The following is a 20,348-nucleotide window of genomic DNA, read 5'->3' as shown; positions in this document are numbered from 1 at the left end:
TCGTAAATGATAGGGCAATCGTGTCATTTATATTCTTTGCAATCAGGCCCTTATAAGTACTGCGCTCTTATATAATGACAACAAGCCCATACTTAATCAATAAGTATGGGCTTGTCTGTTTTGATACGACATCATTGCTAGTAGTATGTCACGCAAATGATCGACCAAAGACATCACATCATATCTTACTGTCCGTGGTTGCCTGATCTTTACCACTTGGCACCAACCATTTGGCAAACCATCCTGACAAATCATCCATCAGAGTATAGACGACTGGAATGACCACTAGACTAAGTAACGTTGAGGTGACCAGACCGCCCAATACCGCTGCTGCCATTGGTCGTCTAAATGTTGGGTCAGCATCACCCCAACCAAACACCAGTGGCAACATGCCAGCGCCCATTGCAATAGTAGTCATGATAATAGGGCGCGCGCGTTTGCGGCATGCATCTACGATAGCTTCAAAACGTGCCAAGCCTTGGCGCTGCGCAATCAGTGCATAGTCGACGAGCAGAATTGAGTTTTTGGTCGCAATACCCATGAGCATGATAAAGCCAATCATCGATGGCATCGACAAGCTACTATTGGTAATGACCAAACCAACAAACGCCCCGCCTATCGATAACGGCAATGCCATTAAGATAGTAAACGGCTGCAACAAACGACCAAACAGTAAGATGAGTACACCTAAAATACAGACCACACCCACCGACATGGCGATAATAAACCCACTAAAGAGATCGGCCATGTTCTCAGCTTGACCCTGATCAATAATAGTAATCGCAGATGGCAGTTGCTGCATGGTGGGTACAGATTTGACCGCTTGAACCAAATCACCAAGCTCACCACTCGCTGGTTGTACGGTGATACTGATAGCCCGCTCGCGATCTAACCTACTGATCTGCGCAGGACCTGTGCCAAAGTCTAGATCGGCGACCTCGCCTACGCGTACCCCCTGTCCTGCAGGCAATGTACTCGGTACATACAGACCTTCTAACTGATTCACATTTTGCTTGGCCACATCTGGTAGACGCACCACGATAGGAATCTGACGCGTATCCAGATTGAGCTTTGACAAGCGCTGCTCGTAGTCGCCAACAGTCGCCACGCGCAATGTGGTCGCTATGTCCTGAGTTGTGACCCCTTTATCAGCCATTGCCAGTCTATCAGGCGTTACCGTCAGCTCTTGACGCGGCAGACTACGGTCACTGGTCACAGCGCCTGCGCTCGGTAGCCCGCGTATTTCGGTCATGATTTGCTGGGCCGTTTGCTCCAGCAGTTGCGGATTGGTGCTGGTTAATGAAAAGTTATAGCCACTCTCCCCGCCACTTGATAATCCTACCGTAAAGCGTGCTCCTGGCACATCTGTCATCAACTCGCTGATTTTTCGTTCGATTTCTTTTTTGGTGCCTCGTTCTGCACGCGGCGCCAGCACGATATCTAAGCCTGCTATGTTTTCAGCTTTACCGCCACCACCATCTGACGCACCCATCGATGCCTGCGCCTCTCCCACTGAGGTGAAAATATTGGTCACTTCAGGCATTGCTAAGATACGAGTGCTAGCAAGTGCTGCCACGCGTTCTGTATCGGCCAATGACACATCAGGTGTCAGCTCAATGGCAACCCGAGTCTGGTCGATATCATTATCGGGAATGAATGAGGTCGGTAACAGCTTGACTAACCCTAGTGAAGCCACGAACAGCACTAACGTAGCAGCCATAGTGAGCCAGCGATGATGCAGTGTCCAAGAGACTATCTTAAGATAATACGTCATGATCGCGCTTTGTTTTTCGACGTGCTTTTTCTCTGGTCTGAGTATATACGCTGCCATCATAGGGGTGATCAGGCGCGCTACCATGAGTGATGCAAAGATCGATAACGCAGCGGTCCAACCAAACTGACGAAAGAACTGTCCAACAATACCGCCCATAAATGCCGTCGGTAAAAACACCGCAATCAAAGTAAAAGTAGTGGCAACCACCGCCAGACCAATCTCATCGGCCGCTTCCATAGCCGCCTCATAAGGCGTCTTGCCCATACGTAAATGCCGAATAATGTTTTCGACCTCAACGATGGCATCATCAACCAACACCCCGATGACCAATGACAACGCCAGCAGCGAGATGATATTGAGGCTAAACCCAAACAGATACATACCCAAAAAGGTCGGTATTACCGATAAAGGTAAGGCAACGGCAGCAACAATCGTCGCTCGAATATTGCGCAAGAACAGAAATACGACGACAACGGCTAAAATACCCCCTTCAATGAGCATACGTAGCGAGGATTCATAGTCTTCAGCTACTGGCGTTGCGCGATCATAAACTTTTTCGATATTGATATTACCCACATCAGCTGTGAGCTTGGCAAGTTCCTCATCGACAAGCTTCATGACATCGACTTCGCTGGCACCGCGTGAGCGAGTGATGTTGAACGCCACCACCGTCTCCCCATCCAGTTTCGCAATAGAGCTTGGATCAGCGGCGCCATCAGTAATTTGTGCCATACGTCCAAGCGCTTGTGTACCGCCTGTGGGCACAGCAACCTGTACATTATTGAGCTCATTTGCACGCTCAACAGCACCCAGCACACGGATAGTTTGAGTGGTATTACCCACTTCAGCTTCCCCGCCCGAGCTGTCTTGCTGGATACCAGCGATTTGCTGTGACAGTTGCGAGATGGATAGTTTTAGACCACTGAGCGCAATTGGATCAGCGGCAACCGTGATTTCACGCTGTAGTCCCCCAACACGGCTGACGGTACTGACACCAGGTATATCAGAGAGCCGCTTGGTGACAGTATCATCGACAAACCACGATAGATCCTCCACACTCATGTTTTGAGCGGCCACAGAATAAGTGACGACTGGAAACCCTGCCGTAGATACTTTGGTAATGATAGGATCATTGGCAGCGGCTGGTAGATCTCCTCGTACTTCACCGACTGCCGAGCGTACATCATCGACGGCTTCTTGAATGTCTTTTTCTAACGTAAACTCAGTCGCCATCGTCGCGGCACCAGTCTGTAACGTGGTACGAATATGACTCACACCCTCGATACTGGTCAGCTTATTTTCGATCTTCTTTGCGATGTCGTTTTCGAGCTGTGAGGGCGCGGCGCCTGGTAGTGTTACCGTCACGACCACAGCGGGTAGATCTATATCTGGGAACTGCTGCACCTTCATTTTCATGAAGCCGTAAATACCGCCCAATGTTAGAAGCACAAACAGCAAGATAGCCACTAGCGGGTTTTTGATCGAGTAAGCGGAGACGTTTAAACTCATGACTGTGCCTGCACTGCTGTACTCGTTTGGCTCACACCATCTACGATACGCACCAAGTCACCATCATTTAAAAAGCTACCACCTTGTTTTACAATTCGGCTATCACTTGGCAAAGGTTCTAATACGGTGACATTTTCACCCAGTCTTTCGCCTAGTGTCACACGTTGTTGCTTGATGCGGCCCATAGACTTGTCGTGTCGAGACGTGGTCTCAGCCATCACTAGCATCACATAATCGTAGCCATCGTTGCTCACAATAGCGCTATTCGGAATCGTTTGGGTACTGGTACTTCCAAGCAAGAACTGGCCTGTCTGATACATGCCAGCACGTATGTTTGCATTGGGAGCCAAACTTGCATAAATCGTGATTTGGCGATTGCTGTCTGCTGTCGGGGCAATACGGCTCACCTGCCCCATCACTGCATCACCGCCAGGCAGAGCGACTCGTACCGATGTGCCAACGTTGATATCGCCAATGAGTTTAGGGTCGATATCAGCCTGCCATTCCAAGATACCACCCTTGATAATCGTAAATAAAGGCTCGCCGCCTGCGACCTGCCCAACCTCTACCATCTTGGCACTGATGATACCGCTCACTGGTGCGACCACTTTTGCATTATCACGTGTCAAACGCTGATTGCTCAAACGAGCTTTGGACGCCTGCAAAGCCGCTCTTGCGCGTACTTCAGAGGTACGATAGCGATCAGCTTCTTGTTTGCTAATGGCATCAATATCGATAAGAGGCAGTACACGTGCCGCATCTGCACTAGCATTGGCAAGCGTTGCTTCTGCTTCTGCGACATCTGCTTCAGCCTGCAGCACTTGTTGCTCCATCGCATCGGTGTCAAACATTGCGAGGACTTGTCCTGCGCTTACGCGGTCACCCTCTTCGACCAGTATACGTTCGATGGCAACACCATTTACTTTTGCACTGACGTTGGCAGTGTCTTTGGCATTAATGGTGCCATCAGCACTGAGTGTACTACCGATATCCTCTTGGCTTGGACTGATAGTTTCTACTGAGAGCACAGACTGCTCCGTACTAGCGCTACCATCAGCTACATTATCGCCTGCCGCACTATTGGACGCTGCTGACTCGTCCGTTGCTGCCACATCATTATTGCCCCAATACTTGCCCAAGAGGACACCAACGACCAGCACCGCTGCCAATACAGGCAGCAGCCATAGCGGCATTTTGGAAGTGGGCTTTTGAGACAGGGTATCAGATTGACGATACGGTGGTAGTTTGGAGGGTTCGGATGGCTCAATATTGGTGTCTTGCTCGCGAGTTGGTACGTGCTTATCCTCAGGCTGTTTAAAATCACTCATAGTTGGTCTCTATAAATAAGCACGGTACTAACGCCGCAAAAAGTATAAGGGAAACAAGATGATGCAAACCGACATTATCAACAATAGTCTTTTATCATTGTAGACTATCTCTTTACAGGGTCAATTGTGTAGAATATCTGCATAGTCAATTGATGGTGATTATCAGAATATAGTAAGACATTGAACTTGATAAAGATATTGACAGCCAAAATTATAATGTGAGTAAAAAACCGACCACGACAATTTATCGTTGTATATCCACATTGTGTCCAAACCTATTTATCTATTCTTTTATATCTAATATTCAGCCTTCAAGGCATCTCTTTAACAATAACGCTTAATCCTTTATCCTTTGGATAGATAAGTAGCTGAACATGATGTCGCAGCGAATGCACGGATATGTAAAAGGTACACTTAAAACAGCAACTTGCAATAACTCACGATACATACGCCCTACAGTTTATACTTGTATTTGTGAGGCAATTTGTCATTATTGATATAACGTCATCAATAAAGGAAACCATCATGGCTAATAAAGCAGAAGTAAAAAAGATTAAGCAAGATATTAAAGATACCAAAGTAAAAATTAAGCAAAAACAGAAAGACCTTAAAGATTTAAAGAAGTCATTAAAAAAAGCGAAAAAAGCCAAATAGCTTTTTGCTGAGAAATGGCTTGATGCTGAGAGTAAGCCGCTTTTATAAAATAGCTTGGGTTCAAAATAGAAGAGGATAGCGTTGGCTGTCCTCTTTTTTGCTGTTTATTGATGGTAAGAAGATCGCAAACGGTATTGCTAGGCTTGACTTGACTAGGCGTTGGTATAACGACTGGCCTCTGGCATCCAGCGATGAATTAATTGGCTAACATCTGGTTTACGCGCTGGATCTGCTATCAAATGCTTAGCCAAACGCTGAGCAATGGCAAATAATTGCTCATCACGTATCAGGTCAGCCAAATAATATCCGACGTTACCCGTTTGGCGCTTACCCAGTAGTTCACCCGGTCCACGCAGCTCTAGATCCTTTTGAGCAATAACAAAACCATCAGTGCTATCACGCAATACCTTGAGACGCTCTGTGCCAGTCTCCGAGAGTGGCTTTTGATAGAGCAGCACACAGTAGCTTTTAGTAGAGCCTCGCCCAACACGCCCGCGTAATTGATGCAGTTGTGATAGACCCAAGCGCTCAGCATTTTCGATCACCATAAGCGACGCATTAGGGACATCGACACCTACTTCGATTACCGTTGTCGCAATCAGCAAGTCCAAGCTACCTTCCTTAAACGCTTGCATGATGGCTTGCTTATCAGCAGATTTCATTTTGCCATGCACCAGCCCAATGCGAATATCTAAGCGCTCATTTAAGTCTTCATAGGTGGCTTCAGCCGCTTGTGCATCTAGCACGCTTGATGCCTCGACTAACGAGCACACCCAGTAGGCTTGCCTGCCTGCCTCACAGTTAACAGCTATGCGCTCAATCACCTCATCACGTCGGTTCCGATCAACGGTCACCGTCGTGATTGGTGTGCGTCCTGGCGGCAACTCATCAATGATGGAGGTATCCATGTCGCCATAGACACTCATTGCAAGTGTCCGAGGGATTGGTGTTGCTGTCATGATCAGTTGGTGCGGCGTGCTGTTGGCTACCCCTTTATTAGTCAACGCCATTCGCTGCTCAACGCCAAATCGATGCTGCTCATCAATGATGACAAGACCCAGCTTGGCAAACTGTACTTGCTCCTGGAACAGAGCATGCGTACCAACGATGACTTGTACGGTATTTTCCGCAACCGCTTCCAATGCCTCGCGACGTTGTTTGGCCGTTTGCTTGCCGGCAAGCCAGCCAACACTAACTCCCAATGGCTCAAACCATTGCTTGAAGTTTACCAAATGCTGTTCTGCCAAGATCTCAGTCGGCGCCATTACGGCCACTTGCCAGCCGCTATCTAACGCATATCCGGCAGCTCCTGCTGCAACCAATGTCTTACCAGCACCCACGTCACCCTGTACCAGTCGCAGCATCGGAATTGAGGTTGCCATATCTGTGGTGATGTCTGTCATTACTCTTTTTTGGGCACCCGTTAAATCAAACGGCAATGCGCCAAACAACTGATCGGTAAGCTGGCTATGAGTAGTACATTTAGGCGCTTTGTGCTGATGTAGCTGTTGGCGGCGATATAGTAGACTGAGCTGATGAGCAGTCAACTCTTCAATAATTAGACGCTGACAGGCAGCATGAGTGCGTGCCGTCAGTTGAGTCAATAACTTGTACTGCTGGCTCGCATTCGTATAAGTCGGCGGTGTATGCAGCAGTACCAATGCTTCAAATATTGTTAAATTATAGACATTGTGCTGAGCAATACTGACAGCGACGTTATGTATGTCATTATCTGCCTGATAGGTAGAAGGACTGGGCTTATATACGCTATTGCCAATCGCATTGCTAGTCACATTGTCAGGCACGCTACGCGCCAACGTCGAGAAAATATCTTCGGTATATTCGGCCTCTGATACCACTGATTTGGATGGCTCAAACGGCACTAATGGTAGATCGGATACAACTGCAAAATCTTCAGCCGTAAACAAGGTCATGGGTAGACCTTGGCTCCGAACCGTTTGCAATGCCAGCTTAATCAAGGTGCGCAGCTTGTTTTGATGTAAGCCTTTGACAGTAGGATAAATAGGCTGCAATCCCGTATCAGTCATGATGGTATTGTCAGTGATAATTTGATATTCAGGATGATGTATCTGCTTACCGTAACGGCTGACTTTGACCTCACCAAATAGCTGTAAGCGTGTTCCCAAATTCATAGTCTGTACTAGACCACGATAGACCTTAAAAAACCGTAAGGATATCGTACCAGTGTCATCGTCCACGGTCACGGTCATACCGCTGCGTTTGGTATCGACATGGACGACCCGACCAGTGATCAACGCCGACTGTCCATGCGCCACCTCGCCAATTGATACCAGTCGACTGCGATCTTCATAATCACGCGGTAAGTGGAGCAGCAAATCAAATATCCGTTTGATATTCAGTTGCGCTAGTTGCTCTGCCACTTTTGTTCCAACGCCTGCCAGCGCTGTCACTGGCATGTCTAGCGATGAAAGTGGTAAATCAGACCTTGTGTGGACTTTTACACTGGCTAAAGAAGTATTCGTTGATACTAACATCAAAGATCCTAACGATATTATTTTTAATTTTTATATACTAAGGGTGTTTTTAATATACCGTACATATTGGCAGTTGTCATAAAATAGCTACCATATATAGCACATATAAAAATACCAATTCGTATCATTATAGCTGACAATACAATTGCTTATGCCCAGCTATTTGGTAATACTGCTGCAAAACAATCCAATGGCAAACGACTGAACGTCTGACTGTTATCCAGTAAACAACTTCTATCTTCTTTTTACATCATGGCAAAGCTATAAGGTGCTTTTATGTTCGCTTCTGCTTTTTATAGTCACCCTCCTCTAGGCCTACTACGCGCCAGTCTGTTGACTGTATTTGGACTTGCTATCAGTGCTTGTAGCACCATAACGCCTGACTATTCAGTAACATCAGAACCAGCCATAGAGCTACCTAGTGTTGCACTGGTATTGGGCGGCGGCGGGGCGAAAGGCTTTGCTCATGTGGGGGTAATCAAAGCATTAGAAGAGAATGGCATTAAGCCTACAATGGTGGTTGGTACCAGTGTCGGTAGCTTAATTGGCAGCTTGTATGCGAGTGGCTACACGCCTGCACAGCTTGAGCAGTTGGCACTGACCACCTCGGACAGCCAGCTGACAGATTTTACGATATCCAACCAAGGATTTGTTGAAGGTATCAAGCTCAAAAACTTTATTAATAATAAAGTGAACGCAAAAGCAATAGAGGCGTTTCCTATTAGCTTTGCAGCGGTCGCAGCAGAAAAGCATACTCTAAAAAAGGCCGTCTTTACGACGGGTGATGCAGGTCTTGCTGTTCAAGCCTCTTGTAGCGTGCCTAATATTTTTATCGCGCCGCGCATCCCCGAAAAAGTCGGTAAAAAATACGTCGATGGTGGGGTGGTGAGCCTAGTCCCTGTAGATAGCGCTCGTGACTTGGGTGCGGATATCGTTATTGCTGTTGATGTGACCACTGCTCAAGACAATGCCGCTACGATTAATAACCCTCTAACCATCAGCTCATTGAGTGACTTTTGGGGGTTTCTCGAAACCAATATCGTATCACCCGCAACGCACCAACGTACCTCATCAATGCGCCGTGAGCGAGACCGTGCTGATATTGTCATTACACCAAATGTGGGACACATCAGTTCAATAGATACCAGGCAGCGTCGCCATCTTATAGAAGCAGGCTCACAAGCAACTACATCTCACATCAGCGCTATCAAACAACTGATACAAGAAAAGTCCAAAAGCAAATACGCAACCCTTTAATCAGACCTATCTAAAAACGTGTATCCAAAGATACTTATTCAGAAACACCTACCAAAAAATTTCGGCCAACATTTATTCCAGTACATAAAAAAGCACCATAGCTATGAACTATGGTGCTTTTTGTTAATGCTTACTGTTACCTGGTAGCGCTTGGCAAACCCCTCAGAATAAAGTTTTTCAAGCCGTAGCTGATTTAGTGTTATTTAACACGTGCGCGATATTTTACTGCTACCGTATCATTCAGACCAACGCCTTCGAGATCCCAGCGAACTGCTTTGTAGTATCTGAGCGCAACATCTTGCAGTTGATTATCTACCTTTGTACGTAGTGGCATACGAGCGAAGTTATTGCCATCAACACTACCATATGGGAAATCAGGTGCCACGGTACCAAGCAGCTCTACTTGATCAGGAATACTCATAGTGACCGTCATCTTACGTACACGATCTGCATTGGTATTGGTGAAGTATCCTTTATACTCCAAAACATTGCCCGATTGCAATCGAGTATTAGTATCAACAGGAACGAGAGTCTCCTGACCATTGGCATCGACGCTTACCAACGATGCTGTGATCTTGCTATTGACCGCTTGGGCGCTTGAGTTACCGCTCGCACTTGCCTGCATTGCCATTGAACTATCAACTGCTTGCTCTGGTGTTGGGAGCATTGCTGACGCTTGCGTGACTACCATTGCACCGATGAGCGTACCGGCAACAACGTGAAATAAGCGATGACCGCTCCAAGCACTAAATGGGCTAGCAAATTGGTTACTTTTTTTCATAATTCTCATTATCCCTAGTTGATATTTCAGTAAAACGCAGATGGCAAAACGTAAACTTTTTAAATCTATTCAATAGCTGTCTTATATCGCTCATGACTGCTTGAGCAACCTAGCCCTAATACTACAGCACATATAACTGATGGTATTACTTAAACCATAGCCGATAAGCAAATTATCATTATCTGCTTTTTGACTATTTTGTTCTATCAATTACATGATCACGTCACAGTTGCTATTTCTTTCAGAGCCACTCTTTTTATAAAGTCACTTCTTACTTCCTACAAGGGTACTTCTTATAAAATCACTATTTTTATGATTATCTTCGTTCGCTAACCGTAAAGCAATAGCGCTTAGCATAGCAAAAAGCTTTTGTGTGTACATTAACCCCGTGTTGAGGTTGTGTATATCGTAATCCTGCGATGAAACACCCGAACACAGCTGAAATAAAAGATAGCTCATAACCGCGTTTTTTGCTATGGTAAATCTTTAGCGTAAGGCATATTTTTGCTGCGCACTCTTTCTTATTCTAACGACTACTGCTCCCATTATGACTACTAGTTCCATGCCCCAGATTAATCCTGAATACGTCCATTGGTTCCGTAACTCTGCCCCATACATTAATACCCATCGCGGCAAAACGTTCGTGATCATGTTTGGCGGTGAGGCGGTCAATCATCCTAACTTCAGCACACTGATTCATGACTTTGCTTTGCTCCATAGTTTGGGCATCAAGCTGGTACTGGTGCATGGGGCGCGACCACAAATCGAAAAAAACCTCAAAGACGACAATATTGAGTCTCCGCTACATCAAGATATCCGTATCACCCCGCGTGCAGCGATGCCAGCTATCCTACAGGCGGTTGGCGCTATTCGTTTACAGATCGAAGCACAGCTGTCGATGGGGCTTGCCAATTCACCTATGTATGGTTCGCGCATTGATGCCATCTCAGGTAACTTTGTGACGGCGCGCCCTTATGGCATTCGTGAAGGCATTGATTATCAAATGACGGGCGAAGTTCGTTCTATCGATGTGGAAGCTATCAAAAACAACTTATTACACGACCACACCGTGATACTAGGCTCTATGGGCTATTCAGCGACGGGCGAAGTATTTAATTTGCTCGCTGAAGACGTGGCGCTTAGTGCTGCAGTAGCGTTAGGAGCCGATAAGCTTATCTTCTTGGGTGAGGAAGCTGGCATCAATGATGGTGATCGTTTATTACATGAGATGATTCCCAACGAAGTGGATCGCTTCTTGCGCGACCGTGATCTAAACTGTGAAATCAATTACTTCTTAAACTGCGCAAGCCTAGCATGTCGCCAAGGGGTACATCGTACACATATCATCTCATATGCCAAAAATGGCGCACTACTAGAAGAGCTATTCACTCGTGATGGTTCTGGTACGCTTATCAGCCATGACCCTTACGAAGAGATTCGCCGTGCCAACATTGATGACGTGGTTGGTCTTATCGAGCTGCTATCCCCTCTAGAAGAGCAAGGCATCTTAGTCAGCCGCTCACGTGAACGCTTAGAGCAAGAGATTGATAATTATAGTGTCATCGAGCGTGATGGTATGATTTTGGGCTGTGCCGCGCTACATACGTTAGATGCTGAGTCAGCAGAAGTGGCTTGTGTGGCCGTACGTCCTGAGTATCGCAGTGGTAGTCGCGGTGCTGACTTGCTGGCGTTCTTGGAGCAGCAAGCGCGCAGTCATGGCTTGCATAAGCTATTTGTTTTGACGACTCGTACCGCGCATTGGTTCGTTGAGCAAGGCTTTGCTGAAGTTGAAGCAGATGCCTTACCAGAATCACGTCAAGAGCAGTACCATAATGGTCGCAACTCTAAAGTCTTTCAAAAGAACCTATAGAGGATAGCCAAGCTGATATTATTCTTATTTGACTTGCTCTAACAAGGGTAATATCAATCAAACTAAAATATTTGCGCAAAAAAAAGCCTTCATAATCATTATGAAGGCTTTTTATTCGCTAGATACCTATTTCACGCGCTAAATACTTACTTAACGCTTAATAGCTCAACCGTGAAGATAAGCGTGCTGTTAGGCTCGATACCCGCATTACCCGCTTCGCCATAGGCAATATCTGATGGGATATAAAACTCATATTTGCCGCCTTCTTTCATCAACTGTAGACCTTCTGTCCAGCCAGCGATGACTTGGTTAAGTGGGAACTCGATTGGCTCACCGCGCTCATAAGAGCTATCAAATACGGTACCATCAATCAATTTACCTTCGTAGTTGACTTCCACCACATCAGTTGCTTTTGGTGATTTACCAGTACCTTCTTTTAGTACTTTGTACTGTAAGCCAGAATCAGTTTGCTTGACGCCTTCTTTCTTCGCATTTTCTGCTAGGTATGCAGTACCTGCTGTTTTGTTTTCTGTTGCTTTGTTTTCCATGTCTTTAACGAACTGTTCTTCTTGTTCTTTTTGATAAGTCATCAATACTTCTTGCATCTGCTCTTGAGTCAATGCTGAGTCATTGCCTTCATAGCCATCACGGAAGCCTTTTTCAAAAGTATCTAGGTTCAGATCTTTAACTGCTTCTTTATTACCTTCTGCCATCATGAAGCCTAAGCTGTAGCCCACTTTTTCACTTGCTGAGCTTTGCTCTGTAATAGAAACGCTTTGAGCGGCTGTTTCTTGACTGCCGTTATTAGTGCTACAACCTGTCATTAACAACATAGCACTAGCAAGAGCGCTAACGCTTAAAGTAGTGATTTTTTTCATAAAGTACTCTCTAATTGTAAGAATAGTGGCGAGATGTCACATTTCTCTATAATAACAAATCTTAGTTTTGGGAACCACGCTTTGCACAAAATTATCGAGCGAATGTACAGTCTGTGTAAATATCTCCTGTGATAATAACAAGTTATCACACAAATATAGTGTCGGGTAAAGCTTTCTGTCTTTAAATCCATCAATACTTCAGTTAAGCTGAGTTCGTTAAGGAGATAAGTAATCGAATGTTGACATTTATTATCAACATATGAGTATCAGTAGCAAATCGATAACTAAAAATCAGACTGATGCCGTTGATAATAGAACCATTCAAAAAATACTATCTTCGTATAACTCAACCCCAAGACATTATTTTAATAATCATCTACATATCTGTCTCGCTCACTCATAGTTTTATTAGCGATATTTATAGGATGCTTCAAGGAGGATAAGATGAACCCAATGTATACATCTTTTAACGGTTATCTTGGTGGGCCTATCGGTTCTATCATTGGTGCTATTTTGATATTTATCATTGGTTGGCTAGTAGCACTCGGTATCGCAGCACTTGTCCGCGGTGTCCTATCTAAAGTCAATCTCAATCAACGCATGAACTCTTCAACCGGTAAAACTTACGATCTTGAGGGCATTATCTCCAAGATTGTTTTTTGGTTTATCTTTATCATTGCCATTTCAGGCGCGCTTAGCCAACTGAACCTAAACTCAATCTCGGCACCATTTGCAAATATGGTCAACCAAGTATTGGCGTTTATTCCTAACCTCATCGGTGCGATTGCTCTTGGTGTCATCGGTTGGGTCGTTGCTACGGTAGCTCGTACTGCTATCAATGCTGCACTGTCTAAAACCTCAATGGATGAGCGTTTAAGCGCAAAAGCTGGCGTAAAACCGATGAGCAGCACGATTGCTGACATGGTTTACTGGTTCATCTTGTTAGTGGTGTTGACCATGGTACTTGGTCAGTTAGAGCTTGATGGTTTGTTTGCCCCATTAACGAATATGGTCGACAAAATCTTCAGCTTTATTCCTAACATCCTGATTGCAGGTGTGGTATTTGTTGTCGGTTATATCATTGCCAAAGTGGTTCGCGGCATCGTAACCAATCTTGTTTCTACGTTTAATGTTCAAGCATTGGCGTCAAAAGCAGGCTTAAGTGAACAAAACAGCCTACCTAACATTGCAGGTTCGCTAGCATTTTTAGTAGTTATTATTCCAACGATTATTGCTGCGTTAAATGCATTGAAAATCGAAGTAATTGCTCGTCCTGCGACCAATATGCTTAACAAAATTATGGAAGCATTGCCAAATATCTTTATGGCAGTCGCTATCCTAGTAGTGACTTTCTATGTGGTTCGTATGGTTGCCAACATCGTTAAAGGTTTGCTTGAGAATACGCAAGTGAACCAATTGCCTGCCAAAGTAGGCTTGCAAGAAACCATGGGCAGCCAGAGAGTATCGGACTTAGTTGGTCATGCGATTATCTTCTTTGCTATGCTATTTGCAGCCATTGCAGCCGCCGATCTATTAGGTTTTGTTGCTATATCAGGCATCATCACGATGTTCATCGCTTTTGGTGCCAACATCGTATTAGGTGCGATTATCCTATTCATCGGATTTTGGCTTGCCAATATCATTGCAGGCGTTGTTGAACGTTCTGAGCAAGGTTCACAGTTCTTAGCAAACATCGTACGTGTATTGATCATGGGTCTTGTACTTGCTATGGGTCTAAAAGCAATGGGTATTGCTGATTCGATCGTCAATTTAGCATTTGGCCTAACTCTAGGTGCCGTAGCCGTTGCCTTTGCTCTATCGTTTGGTCTTGGTGGTCAAGAAGCAGCAGCACGCTTCCTACGTAAGATGCAAGACAAAATGGATCGTGAACGTGACGAAGCGAAAGCAAAGTCTGCAGTCACGCCAAACTCATCGACGCAAGAGAAAGTTGCTGATTCAGTACGTGAAAATACGCCTTCAGCTGCTACTACGTCAACTACTGAATTGCGTACTGATGTTATCGAAACGCCTCGCGTAGATACCAATGACATCTACAACAGTGATCAGACGCTTCCTGGTAGCAATCTTAACGATGATATCAATAAGTAAGCATCCATAACGCCTTACTTTTAAATAAGAAAAAGACAGCCTAGGCTGTCTTTTTTTATGCGCGTATCAGTAGAAATCGCTTAGAGGTAAGGTACAAAAAAATTGAAACCACATTGAAATAGCGTTGAAACAGCACCTGACTCAGAACCACCCTGCTCTAAAAACTACTTTGTAGAAATCATTAATCCCTATAATCATTGATCATTATCTGTCTTTTTTTGCAGGTATAGAAAGACTTAGCTTTACTTGAGGTAACTTAGCAGGTTTATTATTGTTCTCGGATTTATCCTCATACTTAGCATTCTGGTCAGCTTGCCTGTTTACTCTTTGGGCATTTTTTTGCGATTCTTGCTTTTTTAGCTGCTGTATTTGTTTAGTCAACTGCCGCTCTCTTTGAGTCATCGTATCGACTGGCTGTATCCACACATCAATATCAATAAATGTCTCATTGTCTTCAGTAATAAAGTCGATACCAAGCACAACGATATGATGTAACTCTACTATTGGCAAGCGCGTCGCTACGTCCTGGGCAATTTTTGCTAGATTCGGCTGGATAGCCGCTTTGCTGTTATTTGCCTGAGCATCCTGACCATAGAATATGAGCACATAGTGCCGACCCAAGCTCTCGTAAGAATGCTGATGTACCACATAACCATCTTGTCTCAGCTTATCACTTTGCTTAGGATGTCTATATAGCGTACGGACCAGCTCATGCCGCGAGAACAACGACTCATCCAACAGTTGCTGCTGCCAGCGAGACACCAAGGTATCTGGCTGTGTTTGGTCATCTGTCGCTGTCTGCTTTTCACGATACATTGCTATCATCTGTGCACTTAACTGCGACCATAGTGTCGCTGCTTGTTGCATATGCTGATGATACATCTGAGCAGTTGCACTTTGATTTTTGTACGCGAGCGCCATGGTGACAAGTGCTGGATTGGGTTTGTCCTGAGTTTCATGTTTGATAAGCGTATTATCTACTGTGATAGCAGGCGCCAACAAAGATGGACTTTGCAAAAACTGAGCCGCGAGTACTTCTTCTGATACAAAACTTGGCGCATGACTGATAGCCGAGTATTGCAACTGCGCTAAGTGATAACTCAAAAACCGCCATAACTCGCAGGGGGTCTGTACCGCTACCAAGACCGATTGCCAGTCGTGCCAGCTAAACACGTGTAGTTGTGGCCCAGCCTCACTCATATCTACCACCAAATCCTCCAAAAAATAGCGAGCGCCGAAGTCATGCTTTAGACGACTGGGTGGTTTGGTCTGATGACTATCAGTATGTGCTGCACTCCTCTCTTCATCATCAGTCAGCTGAATATCGACAACTAAAACATCATGGCAAAGGGGCTCTATGTCTTTATTGTTGGTGTCGATACTTTCAGTGCGGTTTTTTTCGATGTCGTTTCTTTCGGTGCTTTTATTTTGAGAAGCTGATGCCTTATGCCATGCGAGGGCAGATTTTACCGCAGTCATACGTGCTGCACTAATATCAGCTGAACTGGTATCTAAAGGTAAATACAGTGTCAACGCCAGCAGTTGCAGCTTGCCTGCTGGGAGTTGGTAGAGATATTGACCAGCATCATATTTTTGTCCAGCTGTTTGTATAGCAGGCAGCGTGACGCTTATCGCAGCTGACTGTAAATAACAGGCAAGCTCACTAGCAAGATAACTTTCATCAGATATTGTAGTAGAGGACTGAGACACAAATTCCAACCTTTTATTATCGTAAATTAGGCGATTAATCGCCTTTTAACTTCTCAAAACCATAGCGTTTTTACTAATATCATTGCTAGTACTTTAGCGCATTTACGACTGTAAAATTATGCTACATAAGCACTATCAGACACAGTCGCTTTCAACGCAATGACTTGTTATGATGATATCAAAGCGGTGTTACTTGTCCGTAGACTTTATAGTTCTAAGCTGCATCCACGCACCGCTGTTAGGTTCATTTATCAAATTTTAATCAGCACTATATAATAACAAGGATTGAGCATTATGAAGCGTTTTAAAGAAAAAACCGTGATCGTCACTGGAGCAGGTTCAGGTATTGGCCGTGCTACTGCCATTCGCTTTGCTGAAGAAGGTGCTAGAGTGGTTTTGGTGGGGCGTACTGCTGATACCTTAGCAAAAACAGCAGAACAGTTTCCAGAAGATCATACGTGGATTCATACTGATAACTATCTATGTGTCACTTGCGATATCAGCGTACAGAGCCAAGTACAGGAGATGATCAAACATACTATCGATAAGTTTGAAAGGATTGATGTTTTGGTCAACAACGCTGGAAAAGCGACTCAAGGTAAAATAACAGATCTGTCTGCTGAAGACTGGCGCTCAGCCATTGATGTTAATCTAAATGGTACATTTTATGTCTCACAAGCGGCGATGCCCCATTTGATAGAAACCAAAGGCAGTATCGTCAATGTCTCATCCCTCTCGGGAATGGGCGGTGACTGGAATATGGCCGCTTACAACGCTGCCAAAGCAGGTGTAACCAACTTAACGCGTACACTAGCGTTAGATCATGGTCCTGACGGTGTGCGCGTAAATGCTGTCAATCCAAGTGTGACTAAGACCAGCATGACCACTGCCATTCAAGACAATGACAGTAAGACAGACAAATTTCTAGCCCGCTGTCCACTTGGGCGTTTGGCTGCCCCAGAAGATATTGCCGCTGCCATTACTTTTTTGGCCAGTAGCGACGCTGCTATGATTACTGGGGTGAACCTACCTGTTGATGGCGGCGTTAGCGCCTCTAACGGTCAGCCACAGTTCTAATATCTTGGCTCTCTAAATTAACAGCCACGATAAAATCACTCAAAAAAAGCCCCTGATAATATATTATCAGGGGCTTTTTTATCTTTAGAGATATATTAAAAAAGGCTTATTCAGATTTAGCTGCGTTGTTGATATCCTGTAGCGGCTGCGATAGACGCTCAGGATGCCTTGGCATGACGCCTTGGTATTGAGCATAAATTTTTGGTAAATCCGCTTCAATATCTCCAGTTGGATGCATCACAGATAAAAAACGAACTTCTTTGGTATTATAATCCAGCGCGACTGGCAAGATAGGCACGCCAGCACCGAGCGCCAAATAGTAAAATCCTGTTTTCCAGCTCTCGGTATATTGCCGTGTACCCTCTGGTGATAAGCCCAAAAATAGTGGCTCACCTGTCTTAAACTTGTCGATACTGGCTTGCAATACTGAGCCTTTTTCAGTGCGATTAATCGGAATAATCCCCATCCAATACAGCAGCTGAGACAATACTGGCACTCTAAACAGCGTATGCTTTGCCATGATACTAATTTTTAAATCTAGCGCAAATAAACTAGGAAGTGCATAAACGCCATCAACATTAGAGGTATGGGGCAGTGCCAATACCACAGCCTGAGAGATATTAGGAATATCACCAACCGTTCGCCATCCCAATGTCTTCATGAGCCACAAGCCAATCACAGGCGACACTTTATTACCGCGCCTAGGCACGTTATCACCCACTTGTTTTCTACTGAGCTTTGGCAGTATCTTTGAGCGTGTAGATTCAGTAGTGGCAGACTTAGAGCGTTTAAACATCTTTGGTATCATGACAGCACAATATAGTGAAAGGTACTGATATGATAACATCTAGCCTGTTTAACTAGGCTGAATTTTGCGTGCTTTTACTATGTAGAATAGCGCTCAGTCATAAATATAAGTAATACTCTATGTCGTTCACTTTTGCATATATTTCTCAAGGCTCAATGATATCGATTAGGAAATATCAGCTAAGTCCCCTTTACTCTCAAGCCAAGACTTACGATCAGCGGCACGTTTCTTTGCCAGTAGCATGTCCATGATGCCATTGGTCAGTACCATGTCATCCATATCTAACTGCACTAACCGGCGCGTATCACGGCTCATCGTCGTCTCACGCAATTGCTCAGCACTCATCTCGCCCAGCCCCTTAAAACGAGTGATTTGCGCTTTTTTATTACCCGGTACATTAGCTAATATATGTGCAAGCTCTGGCTCATCTAACGCATAGTGCACCTCTTTACCCACATCTACGCGGTAGAGCGGCGGCATCGCAACAAATAAATGACCCGCATCGACCAACACAGGGAAATGCTTCACAAATAACGCACAGATCAGCGTCGCAATGTGAAGTCCATCAGAGTCCGCATCTGCCAAAATACATATCTTGTCATAGCGCAGTTCGGACAAATCATCAGAGGCAGGATCCACACCGATCGCAATCGCAATATCATGAATCTCTTGGCTTGATAGTACCGTGTCTGACGACACTTCCCACGTATTTAAAATCTTGCCGCGCAGTGGCAATATCGCCTGATAATGACGATCACGTGCTTGCTTGGCACTGCCGCCTGCCGAGTCACCCTCTACCAAAAATAGTTCCGCGCCATCACGCAAATCACCACGGCAATCTGCCAGCTTACCCGGTAATGCAGGCCCTTGGGTAATCTTCTTACGAGCAACTTTTTTGGCTGATTTTAGGCGACGTCCAGCTTTATTAATCGCCAATTCCGCAATCTGCGTACCTATATCCGCATGTTGGTTGAGCCACAGACTAAAGGCATCTTTTGCCAAAGTCTGTACAGCGCCCGCAGCTTCACGGCTCGATAAACGCTCTTTGGTCTGACCAGAGAACTGCGGCTCAGAGAACTTCAAGGATAAGATATAGTTCACCCCATCCCACACATCTTCTGCGGTCAGTTTCACACTACGCGGTAGCAAATTATGAATATCACAAAACTCACGCAACGCTTCTAAAATACCCGTGCGCAAACCATTAACATGCGTACCGCCCTGCGCCGTCGGGATCAAGTTGACATAGCTTTCTTGAATCGGTGTACCGCCTTCAGGCAGCCAAGACAACGCAAAGGTAATAGCAGCACGTTCGCCTGCTTTTGCATCGTAGTTATAATAAAACGGTGCTTCTGGTAATGTCTCAAGACCATCCAACTGTTCGCTTAGATACTCAACCACCCCATCAGTAAACTGCCAAACGACCTTTTCATCATTGATATCATCGGTGAATTCTATCGTTAGCCCCGCAGCCAAAACTGCTTTGGCTTTTAGATTGTGCTTGAGCTGTTTGACATTAAATTTGGGCGTATCAAAGAAGCTACCATCGGCCCAAAAGTGTACTCTAGTACCACGTTTGCGTTTGTTTGAGCTGACCGCCTCGGTCAACGTCGTCACGGGTGCTCCATTTTCAAACGCCATATCAAACTGAGTACTATCACGCCATACCGTCACTTCAACACGTGTGGATAACGCATTGACGACAGAGATACCCACACCATGCAGACCGCCGGATACTTCGTAATTGGAGGTCGAAAACTTGCCACCCGCATGCAAACGGGTCAAAATCAGCTCAATACCTGATTGACCAAACTCAGGGTGAATATCAGTCGGCATACCGCGCCCATCATCTTCGACAGACAGCGACCCATCACTGTGCAGCTGCACCTTGATGGTTTTGGCATAACCCGCCAACGCTTCATCCACCGAGTTATCAATGACCTCTTGCGCCAAATGGTTTGGTCGCGTGGTATCGGTATACATACCTGGGCGACGACGAACAGGTTCAAGCCCTTCTAAAACTTCTAACGATTGCGCATTATATTGACTCACAAATGCATCCTTAACTATTAATGTG

13 protein-coding genes are annotated in these 20,348 nt (G+C 45.2%); 5 read left to right on the top strand and 8 right to left on the bottom strand.

Annotated elements, in window-relative coordinates; genetic code table 11:
- Positions 1 to 178: 178 nt before the first annotated feature.
- Both AC5JPO_RS09225 and AC5JPO_RS09220 read right to left on the bottom strand, forming a co-directional pair.
- Positions 179 to 3,283 (bottom strand): efflux RND transporter permease subunit, encoded by a 3,105-nt coding sequence (locus AC5JPO_RS09225; RefSeq protein ID WP_493852328.1) that lies wholly within the window; start codon positions 3,281 to 3,283, stop codon positions 179 to 181.
- Positions 3,280 to 4,611 (bottom strand): efflux RND transporter periplasmic adaptor subunit, encoded by a 1,332-nt coding sequence (locus AC5JPO_RS09220; RefSeq protein WP_443526791.1) that lies wholly within the window; start codon positions 4,609 to 4,611, stop codon positions 3,280 to 3,282. Before AC5JPO_RS09220 ends, AC5JPO_RS09225 begins: the two co-directional genes overlap by 4 nt.
- 525 nt (positions 4,612 to 5,136) lie before the next feature.
- Here AC5JPO_RS09220 and AC5JPO_RS09215 point away from each other — a divergent pair.
- The gene (locus AC5JPO_RS09215) at positions 5,137 to 5,265 is read left to right on the top strand and encodes a hypothetical protein (protein WP_319052097.1); all 129 of its coding nucleotides are present in this window, start codon (positions 5,137 to 5,139) and stop codon (positions 5,263 to 5,265) included.
- Between the two features lie 152 nt (positions 5,266 to 5,417).
- Here AC5JPO_RS09215 and recG read toward each other — a convergent pair whose 3' ends face one another.
- Positions 5,418 to 7,781: an ATP-dependent DNA helicase RecG gene (gene recG, locus AC5JPO_RS09210; RefSeq protein WP_443526792.1), complete on the bottom strand. Its 2,364-nt coding sequence runs from the start codon at positions 7,779 to 7,781 to the stop codon at positions 5,418 to 5,420.
- A 276-nt stretch (positions 7,782 to 8,057) separates the two neighbouring features.
- On the opposite strand from recG, the gene AC5JPO_RS09205 reads away from it, so the two are divergent.
- The gene (locus tag AC5JPO_RS09205) at positions 8,058 to 9,038 is read left to right on the top strand and encodes a patatin-like phospholipase family protein (RefSeq protein WP_443526793.1); all 981 of its coding nucleotides are present in this window, start codon (positions 8,058 to 8,060) and stop codon (positions 9,036 to 9,038) included.
- 199 nt (positions 9,039 to 9,237) lie between these two features.
- Here AC5JPO_RS09205 and AC5JPO_RS09200 read toward each other — a convergent pair whose 3' ends face one another.
- Positions 9,238 to 9,819 (bottom strand): hypothetical protein, encoded by a 582-nt coding sequence (locus tag AC5JPO_RS09200; RefSeq protein ID WP_443526795.1) that lies wholly within the window; start codon positions 9,817 to 9,819, stop codon positions 9,238 to 9,240.
- 547 nt (positions 9,820 to 10,366) lie between these two features.
- Between AC5JPO_RS09200 and argA the strand changes: the two genes are divergently transcribed.
- Positions 10,367 to 11,689 (top strand): amino-acid N-acetyltransferase, encoded by a 1,323-nt coding sequence (argA, locus tag AC5JPO_RS09195; RefSeq protein ID WP_319052100.1) that lies wholly within the window; start codon positions 10,367 to 10,369, stop codon positions 11,687 to 11,689.
- Positions 11,690 to 11,835: 146 nt separating this feature from the next.
- Here the strand turns inward: argA and bamJ are convergent, their stop codons facing one another.
- Positions 11,836 to 12,567 carry a BamJ family beta-barrel-assembly machinery protein gene (bamJ, locus tag AC5JPO_RS09190; RefSeq protein ID WP_443526796.1) on the bottom strand — a complete coding sequence of 244 codons (732 nt, stop codon included), beginning with the start codon at positions 12,565 to 12,567 and terminating at the stop codon, positions 11,836 to 11,838.
- A 444-nt stretch (positions 12,568 to 13,011) separates the two neighbouring features.
- On the opposite strand from bamJ, the gene AC5JPO_RS09185 reads away from it, so the two are divergent.
- Positions 13,012 to 14,676: a mechanosensitive ion channel gene (locus AC5JPO_RS09185; RefSeq protein WP_443526798.1), complete on the top strand. Its 1,665-nt coding sequence runs from the start codon at positions 13,012 to 13,014 to the stop codon at positions 14,674 to 14,676.
- A 204-nt stretch (positions 14,677 to 14,880) separates the two neighbouring features.
- Here the strand turns inward: AC5JPO_RS09185 and AC5JPO_RS09180 are convergent, their stop codons facing one another.
- The gene (locus AC5JPO_RS09180) at positions 14,881 to 16,386 is read right to left on the bottom strand and encodes a hypothetical protein (protein ID WP_443526799.1); all 1,506 of its coding nucleotides are present in this window, start codon (positions 16,384 to 16,386) and stop codon (positions 14,881 to 14,883) included.
- 294 nt (positions 16,387 to 16,680) lie between these two features.
- Here AC5JPO_RS09180 and budC point away from each other — a divergent pair, with 294 nt between their 5' ends.
- The gene (gene budC / locus AC5JPO_RS09175; RefSeq protein ID WP_443526800.1) at positions 16,681 to 17,463 is read left to right on the top strand and encodes a meso-2,3-butanediol dehydrogenase; all 783 of its coding nucleotides are present in this window, start codon (positions 16,681 to 16,683) and stop codon (positions 17,461 to 17,463) included.
- A 106-nt stretch (positions 17,464 to 17,569) separates the two neighbouring features.
- On the opposite strand, the gene AC5JPO_RS09170 is transcribed toward budC, so the two are convergent.
- Positions 17,570 to 18,259 (bottom strand): lysophospholipid acyltransferase family protein, encoded by a 690-nt coding sequence (locus AC5JPO_RS09170; protein WP_443526802.1) that lies wholly within the window; start codon positions 18,257 to 18,259, stop codon positions 17,570 to 17,572.
- Between the two features lie 177 nt (positions 18,260 to 18,436).
- Entirely contained in the window at positions 18,437 to 20,323 is a 1,887-nt protein-coding gene (gene parE / locus AC5JPO_RS09165) for a DNA topoisomerase IV subunit B (RefSeq protein WP_493853929.1), read from the bottom strand.
- Positions 20,324 to 20,348 lie beyond the last annotated feature (25 nt).

Source organism: Psychrobacter sp. H25 (genome assembly GCF_059076335.1).
This window is presented reverse-complemented; position numbering and strand designations above follow the sequence as displayed.

Coding starts and splice junctions, on each gene's coding strand:
- AC5JPO_RS09225 (WP_493852328.1), bottom strand. CDS start 3,283: ATGAGTTTAAACGTCTCCGCTTACTCGATCAAAAACCCGCTAGTGGCT.
- AC5JPO_RS09220 (WP_443526791.1), bottom strand. CDS start 4,611: ATGAGTGATTTTAAACAGCCTGAGGATAAGCACGTACCAACTCGCGAG.
- AC5JPO_RS09215 (WP_319052097.1), top strand. CDS start 5,137: ATGGCTAATAAAGCAGAAGTAAAAAAGATTAAGCAAGATATTAAAGAT.
- recG (WP_443526792.1), bottom strand. CDS start 7,781: ATGTTAGTATCAACGAATACTTCTTTAGCCAGTGTAAAAGTCCACACA.
- AC5JPO_RS09205 (WP_443526793.1), top strand. CDS start 8,058: ATGTTCGCTTCTGCTTTTTATAGTCACCCTCCTCTAGGCCTACTACGC.
- AC5JPO_RS09200 (WP_443526795.1), bottom strand. CDS start 9,819: ATGAAAAAAAGTAACCAATTTGCTAGCCCATTTAGTGCTTGGAGCGGT.
- argA (WP_319052100.1), top strand. CDS start 10,367: ATGACTACTAGTTCCATGCCCCAGATTAATCCTGAATACGTCCATTGG.
- bamJ (WP_443526796.1), bottom strand. CDS start 12,567: ATGAAAAAAATCACTACTTTAAGCGTTAGCGCTCTTGCTAGTGCTATG.
- AC5JPO_RS09185 (WP_443526798.1), top strand. CDS start 13,012: ATGAACCCAATGTATACATCTTTTAACGGTTATCTTGGTGGGCCTATC.
- budC (WP_443526800.1), top strand. CDS start 16,681: ATGAAGCGTTTTAAAGAAAAAACCGTGATCGTCACTGGAGCAGGTTCA.
- AC5JPO_RS09170 (WP_443526802.1), bottom strand. CDS start 18,259: ATGTTTAAACGCTCTAAGTCTGCCACTACTGAATCTACACGCTCAAAG.